Here is an 11,939-nt window from a genome sequence, read left to right as displayed (position 1 = left end):
AATCCACTTCAGCACCACCAGCAAGGAAACCATGAGCGATAAAATCAAGCGGCTCATTATGAACGATTGCGGGAAAATTTCTTAAAACCACCTTGACAAAATGTATCAGAGGATACCCTGCTGTCTGCTATGGAGCACGCAGGAACAGAGGATATGCCGGATGATGTGGAGCGGAAAGGGCTTGGCACACCTGCCACCAGGGCCTCCATCATTGAAAAGCTGGTGTCCTCCGGTTTTGTGGAGCGTAAGGGCAAGAACCTTATCCCTACCAGGAACGGTATCAATCTGGTAACGGTCCTCCCGGAAGTCCTGACCTCGCCCCAACTCACCGCTGACTGGGAGAATAAGCTGTCCTTAGTGGCAAAGGGAGAACTTTCCCCGGAAACATTCATGGAGGGGATTGAAAGCATGGCAAAAGAACTGATCGCCCGCTACTCCCATATCTCCGAGGACAAGCAAAAGCTGTTTGCCCCGCAGAAAGAGTCTGTGGGTGTCTGTCCCCGCTGCGGCCAGCCAGTCTTTGAGGGAAAGAAGAATTTTTACTGCGGAGACCGGGGCTGCGGCTTTGTTCTGTGGAAGAATGACCGTTTCTGGACTTCCCGCAGAAAAGAGCTGACAAAGAAGATGGCCGCCGATCTGCTCTCTAAAGGGAAAACCAAAGTCAAGGGGCTCTATTCCGAAAAGAAAGATACCACCTATGACGCGGTTATCGTGATGGAGGATACAGGCGGGAAGTATATCAACTTTAAGACCGAGTTCACCAAAGGGAAAGGAGGCCGCTAATGCAGGATAATTCCTCTGATTATATTTTCAAGGCGTATATCACCAACACGGCTGCCTATGACAGCGGAGAACGTGACAATGCCGGAACCTGGCTCTATTTCCCGGCAAATGCAGAGGAAATCACCGCTGCCTTTACAGAGATTGGACTGCCGATCTCTGCCACGCCGGATATGTATTTCTTTGATGATTATGTCTCGAATGTACCAGGGCTTAGGCTGGCTCTCCCCATGTACGCCCATGTGGATGATCTGGCAATGCTGGCACAGGAACTTTCCGATCTGCCCGACCATGAATTTAACAAGCTGATGGCCGTCCAGGAAACACCCCTGCGGCTGACGGACTTTGAGCAGTTCAAAGAGTATCCCCACAACTTTGATTATTTCATCCTCATTCCGGGGATGAACAGTGATGAGGCTCTGGGACGCTACCAGCTCTATGAGAGCGGCATGGTAGAAATGCCGGAGGTGTGGAAAGCCGGCATTGACCCGGAGGCTTTCGGTCGCAAAGTCCGGGAACAGGACAACGGATATTTCACGGATAAGGGGTATGTCCTCTTATCCGGGGATGAATGGGAGCGGGAAAAACCTACGGTGAAACAGGACAAGGAGGTCAAACCCTCCGTCAAGGATTTTTTGAAACAGGCAAAGAAAGAATGTGCCGCCCGTGAGGTGCTGCCGCCAAAAGCAGACAAACACGGGCCGGAACTGTAAGGAGGTGCAATTATATGGGATACAGCCATGACAGCGAATTTCCGTTTGCAGCATTTATCACCAACTTGGGAAAATACAATGAGGGCGAGCTTGTGGGGGAATGGGTAAAGTTCCCTACTACCCCGGAAAAGCTGCAGGAAGTATTTGAGCGTATCGGTATTGGCTCTGCGGATGATTTCGGCAATCCCTATGAGGAATGGTTCATCACGGACTATGACTGTTATGTAGATGGACTCTATAACCTCTTAGGGGAATACGAGAACCTAGACGAACTCAACTACCTGGCTTCCAAACTGGAGGAACTGGGCGAGTCGGAATATGAACACTTCCAGGCAGCTATGGAGATCAGCGACTACACCGGCAGCTTAAAAGACCTTATCAACCTGACTGACAATCTGGATAAATATGATGTGTACCCCGGCATTGACGACTACGACGATCTGGGCCGGTATTACATTGACGAGCTGGGAACCATGCAGGTGCCGGAGTACCTGCAGAACTATATCGACTATGAGGCATACGGGCGTGATATTGCCCTGGGAGACACGGGAGCTTTCACCGATTACGGTTATGTGTATGACAATCAGAGCCGCTTTGAGGAATATTATGACGGAGACCGTGAGAATATCCCGGAGGAATACCGCGTGATGGTCTCCCCGGAGGAAGTGGAAGAACTGGAACCTGACCTTGACCGCCTGGATGTATCAACGGAACTTGCCCTCGATCTGGATTTACATTTCCGGGGATACAGTGCCGATTATGAACAGGCATTTCCAAAAGAGCAGGTACAGAGGGAGGCGATCGCTGACGCCCTCCTTGACGGGAACACTTCCCTTATCAAAACCGGACTTCTCAATATGAGCCGGGAAATGGACCTTAGAGAAGAAACCTCTCCGCTGATCGGACGGCTCACCGATTATGAAAAGGAATATGGTATCAACACCTACACCGTATATCAGCTAAAAGAGGTAGAGGAACTTCACCCATACCACTTTGAGGGCAGCGAGTATCTGGAGGCTGCCGGGCTTTCTATTGACCGGGCGAACTATGAGGCGGTCTACGCTGCCCCGTTCACCCCTAGAGAGAACCTGGAAAGCATTTATACCGATCTCAATATCCACCGCCCGGATAACTTCCGGGGACATAGTCTTTCTGTGTCGGACGTGGTAGTCTTGCAGGAATATGGGAAAGAGACCGCCCATTTCTGTGACCGTTTTGGATACAAGGAAGTTCCGGAGTTTTTGGAACAGCAGCCAGAAAAGGCAGAGCCGGATATGGGGCAGATCACCTTTTATACAGCGGAGTGTATGGAGTTTCCCTCTTTAGGAGAATACCATAACAACCTGACCCTGCAGGAGGCGGTCGCCGCATACCAGGCAATCCCGGCAAATCGGCTTCACGGCATAAAAGGTATCGGCTTCACCCTGGAGGATGGCAGCATATACAGCGGTATGGAGTATCCTCTGGTACGGGGAAACCGGATTGACTTGGACAACTTGTGCCTGGTGGAACACTTCAAAGAAAGTCCACTTGTGCAGGAGGCAGTAATTGATCTGGTGAGAGCCCTCCCTGATCTAACCGTGGATGATCGGGAGAATTTTCTGCTTATGCTGACAGACCCAAAGAACCATCTGAAAAATGCAGAGGTTCAGGTGGAGGACGATTACGGTATGATTGACGGTATCATTAACAACGGAGAACGGTCAAAGGATAAGGAGCCGGGAATGGATAAGCCCTCTGTCCTGGGGCAGCTCTCTCAGGCCAAAAAGGAATGTGCCGAGCGAAAGCCCCCGGAGCTCGGCAAGCCCGGAAAGGATGAGCCGGAACTATGAGCCGAAGTAAAAAGTGGAAACAGGAATGGAGCTTCTTTCTTGGGGAGAACGGCAGGCGGCAGTACAACAAGATCTGCAGAAAATGTATCCATAGCTGCAAGCAGAGTTTCCGGGCTGGAATTGTTGCCTGTCCTCTCTACCAGACAGATAGGGCAAAAAAGAGGCGGGAAAAAGGTTGAAAACAGAGGATTTTATCAGCTCTGCAAGGCTCAAAATACATAGGCAATAGGATTTGTCCTCTGCCTCCCTACGGGGCAAAATGATAGGAAAAAGTGTCGATTTTCGCCACTTTTCCAGACACAAAAATGGAGTACAGTTACCGCTTGTGTGGTGGTAGCTGTACTCCCCATTTTTTATGCTCTTATTCTCTTTTATCCAGGTAGGAAAGAATGGATGGATGTTCGCAGTCGTAGGCGCTGTGGGAATGTGTATAACTGGCTGTATCATGGAACTGTGGGAAACGGCGTTTGCAGGATGTGGGAAAGCCCCGGCTTTTCCATGTACTGTGAATGCGTTTTCCATCGGTGTAATGGTCTGTTATGCACATTTCCACGGTGCAGAATTATTCGTTATTATCGGTATCCTCACCATCTTCTTCCTCAATCAGAGCAGGGGCAGCCTCTATGATAGAAGTAAGGAGGTTATGGAAATCTGCGGCCTTCATGCTGGTAACAACCAGGGCACCTGTCTGTTCTTCCAGGGCCTTTCTCGCAATTCCGGCTACTTCACCGCCTCTGCGGGCAACTCTGCGGCTTTCTTCAAATCCCGCAGGATGAACAGCGGCAGAAATATCTTTTGTGGAAGTTTCCGCAAGCATATTTAAGACAAGCTCTGTGGTGCTCATGTTATCACGGAGATTTTCTTTTTTCAAACCTTTCAAGGCTTTATATTGACGGGTAGACATACCCGCCCAGGCTTTGGTAATCTCATCCGTCAGGATGGCAAATTCTTTTCCCTCCTGTACGCCACGCTTCTGCCATTCGTCTGTAAGCTCTTTGCGGACACGGATAGTCAGGAGTCTTTGATTGATCCAGTCTTCATCATATCCCTTTTTCAGATATGTAGCAAAAGCGCGGTCAATGGCCTTCTCCGGGTCAATGGTTTCCTCGATACGCTCGCTGCCGACTTTCGCAAGCCATGCTTTCAGCGGTTCAACCTTGGGAGAAGTAACAGACTGGATGATACGGAAAATCCCCTCCATTGTTGCGGCATTTGTCCGATATTTCTTTCCATCACTTGCTACCATTGAAGTTAGGGTACAAATTGTACCCCACCTTGCGTCAAGCTCAGAGTCACGGGAACGCATTTTTTTGATGTATTGTTTTGGGTCTGCACTATCGGTCAAGACAGCGATAACATCGGTAACAGAGAAATACCATTCCTCCTGCTCGGCATTCCAGGCAGTGCGGATTTGTCTATCTTCAAACATTTGGATTGAATTATTTTTTTCGCTCATTATTTTGCCCTCCCGTTTTAATGTCTATTCCATTTCAGGTAGGGTACAATTTGTACCCCACCTGAAAAAATTACTTTTGTAAATTATATCATGTATGCTTTTGTGTTTCAATGAACGCTTACCCTCGTTCCTTGTTCTTCTCCCGTTCTTCCTTTTGTGGTGCAGATAAGAACTGGTCCACATTCCGCTTGATGGTATCCAGTTCCTTTACCTGAACTTTGATTTTCTGATAAGTTCCATACTCCTGCTGTTTCTCTGCGGTGAGGGAGTCCATCTCTTTTTTCAAGGCAGTAATATCTGGCAACTTTTGAACGCCCATCTGTTTGAGGGCTTTGGCAGCACTCTCAAAGAGGATGATCTGGCTTTCCTGTCCTCTCAGAAATTTTTCCTTGTCGGAAGATTTCCTGTACTGCTCATAGACTGGCCTGTGTTCCCGGTAGGCGGAAACGTGCTTTATCAGCAGGCCGATCTCGCCTATCCGTTGTTCCTTTGCCTTGATGGAGGACAGGAGCCGGTCCTGTTCCGTCATCACTTCATCAACCTTACCCTGTAACTGCTCATAGTGGGTAATGCCGTGTTCCGTGAGGAAATTGAATGTACGGGCTGCCTCCTTTAGATTGTTGATCTTCGCCCAATGTGCAAAGCCACCACTTTCCTGGGCTTTGAGATTGTTCTGTATATCAATGAGCAGGCTGATCTTCTGACTGCCTAACTTCGGCTGCTTGGATGGGCGGAGGCCTCCGGCAATCCTGGAGGAAACGGCTTCCTCCGTGTAATCTACGCCCAGGGTTTTCAGACGGGTAAACCGTTCCTGTCCCGTGGCTTTGCAGGAAATGTACTTACCCCGCTTGATCTCGTATCCCTCTGCCTCCAGCCTTTTCAGCAGTTCCTCAAAATCAGATACCTGGGGAATGAGCCGGTCAATGACTGTTTTCAATTTCGCCTTATAGCTGGTTCCCGCTTTCTCTGTGGTATGTTCAATGTAGCGCTTCCCTTTGTCCTGTCCCGGCACGATCACGGACAGACCATATTCCTTGCATAGCCGGTCGCTGGTGCGGCGGATGAAATGATAGCTCTGCTTGTTGGAGTGGTACTTCCGATAATCCACAAAACTGACAGAGTTAAAAATGATGTGATTATGAATATGCCCCTTGTCTATGTGGGTCGTGAGGACAAATTCATACTTGCCGCCCAACACTTCATTTGCCAGCTTCATGCCGATTTCATGGGCCTGTTTCGGCGTGACCTCCCCAGGAGAAAATGCCTGTATCAGGTGGCGACCCAGGTTGGTGCCCTTGTCTATGGCATGGCGGCGTGTCCAGGAAAATTCTATGTCGGCGGTTTCTGCGGAACACCCAAAGGAGGACACCAGGAGGGTTTCATCCGTTTTCCCAGGATTGCAGATATAGGCTATGGCCTTATTCAGCGTTGTTTTGATAGGATGTGTCTTTGTAACTGCCATATCTCATCCTGCCTTTCCCTGATCTCCTGAATGTCCGCCGCATAGGCGGAACCTCCCGCATTGAGCCGCTTTGCGATCTGGTTGATGTTCCTGCTGATGGCTGACAGGATTTTATTCATCTCCTTTATGTCCGTGGTGTCAGTGTAGATGATATATCCGTCAATCGCCATCTTCCGCAGATAAGCCCCATACCGTTGTGTGGGGAGCAGTTTCATCTTTTCATCTATCAGCCCTTTTTCCTCGGCTGTCACCCAAAACTTCATCTGAATATTTCTCTTTCGGTTCGCCATCGGTTTCCTCCGTTCTTCTAAGGGTTTGGGATTATCCCAACAAGCATTTTTCATTTTCGGGCAAAGGACCTGAAAATTAGAAAAATCGCAAACGGGTACTCGTTTGCTGTGCTTGCTGTTCTTTAGTTCTTCGTACTTAGGTAATCCCGAAAACCTCCGTTTGGCTACCGAAAATGCAAAGAAAAAGCGCTACAAACTTCATTCGTTCATAGCGTTTCTCATTCTCTGTCCAGTTGTGTCAGGAGCATGGTTACTCCCCTTTTTCTCTGGCATCCAACACGGCTTGTACGGTGGCAATGATAATTCCGATTTCCCGATCGGTCAATTCATCTGCCAGAGCGTCAAGCTGTCGGCGCAACGTAGTTTTCCCATATGTCGTATCCCCAAAAAGAAATTGATCCACGGAGATATGATAGCGGGACATGAGCTCAAAAAAGATTTGGAGGCTCGGATGTTGTCCCTTATTCTCAATATTGGCGAGATAGCGGGGAGAAAGATACATCTCATCACCTACTTTGTTACGAGACTCCTTCTGTCCTGTCCTCGCCGCCTTAATTGCTGACCCATAGGGGCCAAAGTCGATTTTTTCTACAGGTCTTTTTGCCATATTCATTCACCCGATTACATTTTACAGTTCCTTTTTCTCATTGAATATGTCTACACAATTCCCAACATAAGCCAAAATAATTCATGTTTCGGCTTGATATTCTTGACATGACAAGGTATAATCATATGAATGGCAAGAAAAAACCATTTGCTTATCAAATACAATAGCACAAACAAGAAAAATTATGAAATTACAAGGAGAGGATTACTACCATGTTAAGACCGAAAGAAGTTGTTCAGTTATGGGTAGATGCATTCAATAACCATGATGTGGAAGCAATTACAGCTCTTTATCATGAAAATGCGACAAATCACCAAGTAGCGAATGAGCCAGTAGTAGGCATTGAAGCAATCCGTACCATGTTTACAGCCGAATTTTCAACAGCGGATATGACAGCTATCGTAGAAAATATTTTTGAGGATGGGCAATGGGCAATCCTTGAATGGCGTGATCCATTGGGGTTACGGGGATGTGGCTTTTTTCAGGTGGTGAACGGAAAGATTTTATTCCAACGAGGCTATTGGGATAAACTCTCATTTTTGAAACAGCACAATCTTCCAATAGAGTAAATATGACATTTTAGTAGGAGAAAATATGGAATACCGGACATTGGAAAACATAGATTCCATTTGTATATACGAAGCGTTTACACAGGCATTTTCTGATTATCAGGTTTCAGTTGATATGTCTTTTAAATCCTTTGAGACAATGTTGAAAAGAAATGGATTTATGCCTGCGGTTTCAGTTGGAGCCTTTGTAGATAAAACGCTTGTCGCTTTTATCTTGAATGGAGTGAGAGAGTGGGATAATGAAAAAACAGTCTATGACCTCGGAACAGGAGTTATCCCTGATTTTCGCAGAACAGGAATCATGGGGGAATTATTGAATCTGGTCAGTGCTATATGTATAAAAAATAAAATCAGAGTGTATCAGCTGGAAGTGATTCAGGATAATGAGAAGGCGCTTACTTTATATAAAAAGCAGGGATTTCAAGTTGACAGAGTATTGAATTGTTACCAACTGACAGGTGGGATAAAAGAACCAGGCATATATAAAGCGTGGAAACTGGAACATCCAGAAAAAATACAAGAAGCTCAATGGACAATAGTCAAGGATTTTTGGACGTATCCACCTTCATGGCAAAACGCAAAAGATGCTGTATGCGCAATCGCCAGATCCTTTTCTTATACGATTGTTAAATTTGACGGAAACCTGATCGGCTATGGTATTGTGGACAAAATAAAAGGAGATATTGTGCAGTTAGCGGTACATCCTCAATATCGCAGAATGGGAGTTGCCACAGAGATTTTGTTGGATTTATCGAAACAAACAAAGAGTTTAGAGATGAAAGTAATAAACGTGGATGAGCGAGATCAGGCATTAAACATATTTTTGAAGAAAATGAAGTTTCGTGTATTTGTTAAACAATATGAAATGAGAAAATATTTTTCTGTTTAGGATATTGCATAGATGAAGAAGCTGACTTTAAGGGCGGTTGTCAGTGAAGGGGCAGGCATGAGATATAATAAAACAATAATGTTAAGTAATGGTGTGGAATGTTGTTTGAGGAATGGAACAGAAAGTGATGGTCAGCTTGTATTGGATAATTTCAATCTGACACATAGCGAAACCGATTATTTGCTTACATATCCAGATGAAAACAGTTTTAATGCCGAACAGGAAAGCCAGTTCCTGAAAGAAAAGGCTGAGAGTGAAAGGGAGATTGAACTGATTGCCATAGTTGACGGTGTCATTACAGGAACAGCAGGAATCGAGGCAATCGGTACAAAGTATAAGGTACGGCATCGGGCAGAATTTGGCATCAGCGTTGCGAAAAAATATTGGGGGCTTGGAATTGGTAAGGCTTTGCTGGCTTCATGTATCGAATGTGCTAAAGCAGCGGGCTATAGCCAGCTTGAACTTAATGTGGTTGCTGAAAACGAAAGAGCCGTTTCTATGTATGAACAGGCTGGATTTGTCGAGTTTGGAAGAAATCCCAAAGGATTTTGCTCCCGCATAGCCGGATTTCAGGAGGTCATTTCTATGAGATTAGAATTGTGATGATTGAAAGATTTATTTCATGCTTGCTTTTCGGGTGCGGATGTGTTATAATCATGATATTTCCAAAAAGGAGTTAAAAAATATGCGGCAGGGTATTCTTAAATAAAACTATAACCAAATAGTGGGAACAAAAAACTTTGGGATGTCCTTTGGAACAAGGGCTTGGTTTTTTGTGCCTATTTAAAAATACTTTTGCCTTATATATTGACATAGCAAGACAAGTGACAAGCGTCTGTTGGCGTATGTCTTTTATGTGTATGTCCAAAGATTAAATCCCCAGCGGTAAGAGTATTTTGCTGCTGGGGATTTTTATGCCTTTTTTTGGCTGTGAATGGAGGATGACACATGAAAATAATCAATATTGGCATTCTTGCACACGTTGATGCAGGAAAAACAACACTGACAGAAAGCCTGCTGTATACAAGCGGGGCAATCATAGAACCGGGCAGTGTAGATAAAGGCACAACAAGAACGGATTCTATGGCTTTGGAACGTCAAAGGGGAATTACCATTCAGGCTGCCGTTACGTCTTTTAACTGGAAAGAGTACAAAGTGAATCTTGTAGATACACCGGGACACATGGATTTTTTGACAGAAGTGTACCGTTCTTTATCAGTTCTGGACGGAGCGATTTTAGTAGTGTCTGCAAAAGATGGCGTACAGGCACAGACCAGAGTGCTGTTCCATGCGCTGAGGAAGATGAAGATACCAACCATTATTTTTATCAATAAAATCGATCAGGAAGGCTTTGTTCCTGCACAGACTTATCAAAATATCAGAGAAAAATTGACAGAAGATATGATGGTTATGCAGGAAGTTCATTTATTTTCAGAACTAACACTTTCCGACGTTGCGGATTTTGAAAAGTGGGATGCTGTGATTGCCGGGAATGATGATCTTTTAGAAAAATATCTTTCAGGAGCGCCTTTGACATTGCGGGAACTTCAGGAAGAAATAAAGCGAAGGGTACAGCAGGGAACTTTTTTTCCGGTATATCATGGAAGCGCAAAAGAGAATATCGGGACAAAAGAATTGCTTGATGTAATCACAGATATTTTTTCATCGAAAACGGATAACTGTCAATCGGAACTGTGCGGGTACGTTTTTAAAATTGAATATACCGAGCAGAAAAAACGACGGTGCTATGTAAGGCTGTATAGTGGTACGCTTTGCTTACGGGAAACGATTTTTTTGCAAAAAAAGGAAAAGATTAAGATTACAGAGATGTCAATTCCATTTAAGGGAGAAATTGTCCAGACAGATACTGCTGATTCCGGGGAGATTGTTATTTTGTCTGACAACACATTAAAGTTAAATGATATTCTGGGAGACGAAAAACTGTTGCCACGCAAGGCATGGACGGATAATCCCCTGCCGCTTCTTAGGACAACGATAGAGCCAGCCAAAGCAGAGCAAAGGGAAGTGTTGCTGGATGCCCTTACAGAGATTGCGGATACTGATCCGCTTCTGCGCTTTGTGATTGATCCTGTCACTCATGAAATCATTCTTTCCTTTTTGGGGAAAGTACAGTTAGAAGTTGTTTGTTCTTTATTGAATGAAAAATATTGCATCGAGGCAGAGGTAAAAGAGCCTACGGTCATTTATATGGAAAGACCACGAAAAGAGGCGCATTATACAATTCATATTGAAGTGCCGCCAAATCCCTTTTGGGCGTCGATTGGTCTGGCAGTCACTCCCCTTCCTGCTGGGAGCGGAACAGAATATGAAAGCAAGGTGTCACTTGGTTATTTAAACCAAAGTTTTCAAAACGCAGTTATGGAAGGGATTCAGTATGGATTGGAGCAGGGAGTGTATGGATGGGAGGTGACAGATTGCAGGATCTGTTTTGAATACGGAATTTATTACAGCCCAGTCAGTACTCCGTCAGATTTCCGCTTTCTTGCGCCCATTGTGCTGGAACTGGCATTAAAAAAAGCAGGAACACAGGTTTTAGAACCCTATCTTTCTTTTACCCTGTTTGCACCGCAGGAATATCTTTCACGGGCTTATCATGATGCTGTGAAATACGATGCGGTAATTGAAACAACTTCAATAAAAAATAATGAAGCGATCTTAACTGGAGAAATACCGGCAAGACGGATTGGGGAATACAAAAGCGATCTGAATTTCTACACAAATGGAAGAAGTGTTTGCCTGACGGAATTGAAAGGGTATCAGGAAACTTCAGGGGAACCTGCAGTACAGCCCCGCCGCCCCAATAGCCGGCTGGATAAGGTTCGTCATATGTTTCAGAAGATCATGTAAGGTCTTGCGCAATGCTAGCGTTCATTGCTGGCTATTGCGGAATATCATTGATAGAATCAGTAGCAGAGAGGAGGAACTATTTTGAACAAGGAACAGACAGATATTACAACAGGAAAGCAAATACGTCATCTGCGGACACAATCGGGAATGACACAAGAGGAATTAGCCGGGGAATTAAATGTTACCCGGCAGGCGCTATCGAATTGGGAGAGGGATGTCAATGAACCCGATATAAATACGTTGAAAAAAATCTGCTTTCTTTTTGGAGTCCACATGGATGATCTTGCGAAGGAGGTAATCATAAAAATGGAAACAAATATGGAAAAAACAAAACGACCGTTTAATAAGTATGATACTATAAATGAGCAAGTTCGTGATTTTGCATAAAAGAAAGACACCTCGATTCCATGTGTTGTATAATGAAAGTGCCAAAACAAACATTTGCAACATTTACGAAAGAAGGTGTCTCTCGC

At 45.2% G+C, this 11,939-nt stretch carries 11 protein-coding genes and 2 pseudogenes; 9 read left to right on the top strand and 4 right to left on the bottom strand.

Annotated elements, in window-relative coordinates; translation table 11 throughout:
* Window position 1 precedes the first annotated feature (1 nt).
* From ACEVJK_RS14270 to ACEVJK_RS14255, 4 genes and pseudogenes are all read left to right on the top strand, one after another.
* Window positions 2–85 (top strand): hypothetical protein, encoded by an 84-nt coding sequence (locus tag ACEVJK_RS14270; protein ID WP_374740829.1) that lies wholly within the window; start codon window positions 2–4, stop codon window positions 83–85.
* 20 nt (window positions 86–105) lie between these two features.
* Window positions 106–783 (top strand): annotated as a pseudogene (locus ACEVJK_RS14265) (DNA topoisomerase); the annotation flags it as partial.
* Window positions 783–1,493 carry an antirestriction protein ArdA gene (locus tag ACEVJK_RS14260; RefSeq protein ID WP_105310315.1) on the top strand — a complete coding sequence of 237 codons (711 nt, stop codon included), beginning with the start codon at window positions 783–785 and terminating at the stop codon, window positions 1,491–1,493. The pseudogene ACEVJK_RS14265 and the gene ACEVJK_RS14260, both read left to right, overlap by 1 nt.
* Window positions 1,494–1,507: 14 nt before the next feature.
* Window positions 1,508–3,325 (top strand): antirestriction protein ArdA, encoded by a 1,818-nt coding sequence (locus tag ACEVJK_RS14255; protein WP_226978925.1) that lies wholly within the window; start codon window positions 1,508–1,510, stop codon window positions 3,323–3,325.
* Between the two features lie 562 nt (window positions 3,326–3,887).
* On the opposite strand, the gene ACEVJK_RS14250 is transcribed toward ACEVJK_RS14255, so the two are convergent.
* The 4 genes from ACEVJK_RS14250 to ACEVJK_RS14235 form a co-directional block, all read right to left on the bottom strand.
* The gene (locus ACEVJK_RS14250) at window positions 3,888–4,781 is read right to left on the bottom strand and encodes a Bro-N domain-containing protein (RefSeq protein ID WP_105310313.1); all 894 of its coding nucleotides are present in this window, start codon (window positions 4,779–4,781) and stop codon (window positions 3,888–3,890) included.
* A 118-nt stretch (window positions 4,782–4,899) separates the two neighbouring features.
* Entirely contained in the window at window positions 4,900–6,243 is a 1,344-nt protein-coding gene (locus ACEVJK_RS14245; RefSeq protein WP_105310312.1) for a relaxase/mobilization nuclease domain-containing protein, read from the bottom strand.
* A complete protein-coding gene (gene mobC / locus ACEVJK_RS14240; protein WP_105310311.1) occupies window positions 6,204–6,533 on the bottom strand; it encodes a plasmid mobilization relaxosome protein MobC in 330 nt (109 codons plus the stop codon). Before mobC ends, ACEVJK_RS14245 begins: the two co-directional genes overlap by 40 nt.
* Before the next feature lie 250 nt (window positions 6,534–6,783).
* Complete coding sequence (locus ACEVJK_RS14235; protein ID WP_158683094.1) at window positions 6,784–7,140, bottom strand: helix-turn-helix transcriptional regulator; 357 nt, start codon at window positions 7,138–7,140, stop codon at window positions 6,784–6,786.
* Between the two features lie 212 nt (window positions 7,141–7,352).
* Between ACEVJK_RS14235 and ACEVJK_RS14230 the strand changes: the two genes are divergently transcribed.
* From ACEVJK_RS14230 to ACEVJK_RS14210, 5 genes and pseudogenes are all read left to right on the top strand, one after another.
* Window positions 7,353–7,709, top strand: coding sequence for a nuclear transport factor 2 family protein (locus tag ACEVJK_RS14230; RefSeq protein WP_074924845.1), 357 nt, complete (start codon window positions 7,353–7,355; stop codon window positions 7,707–7,709).
* Window positions 7,710–7,734: 25 nt separating this feature from the next.
* Window positions 7,735–8,598: a GNAT family N-acetyltransferase gene (locus ACEVJK_RS14225; protein ID WP_105310309.1), complete on the top strand. Its 864-nt coding sequence runs from the start codon at window positions 7,735–7,737 to the stop codon at window positions 8,596–8,598.
* Window positions 8,599–8,610: 12 nt separating this feature from the next.
* A complete protein-coding gene (locus ACEVJK_RS14220; RefSeq protein ID WP_105310308.1) occupies window positions 8,611–9,201 on the top strand; it encodes a GNAT family N-acetyltransferase in 591 nt (196 codons plus the stop codon).
* 345 nt (window positions 9,202–9,546) lie between these two features.
* Window positions 9,547–11,466 carry a TetM/TetW/TetO/TetS family tetracycline resistance ribosomal protection protein gene (gene tet / locus ACEVJK_RS14215; RefSeq protein WP_374740888.1) on the top strand — a complete coding sequence of 640 codons (1,920 nt, stop codon included), beginning with the start codon at window positions 9,547–9,549 and terminating at the stop codon, window positions 11,464–11,466.
* Window positions 11,467–11,547: 81 nt separating this feature from the next.
* Window positions 11,548–11,820: pseudogene (locus ACEVJK_RS14210) on the top strand (helix-turn-helix domain-containing protein); the annotation flags it as partial.
* Window positions 11,821–11,939: the final 119 nt, after the last annotated feature.

The organism is Flintibacter sp. P01028 (genome assembly GCF_041925235.1).
GTDB classification, from domain to species: domain Bacteria; phylum Bacillota; class Clostridia; order Oscillospirales; family Oscillospiraceae; genus Lawsonibacter; species Lawsonibacter aceti.
This window is presented reverse-complemented; position numbering and strand designations above follow the sequence as displayed.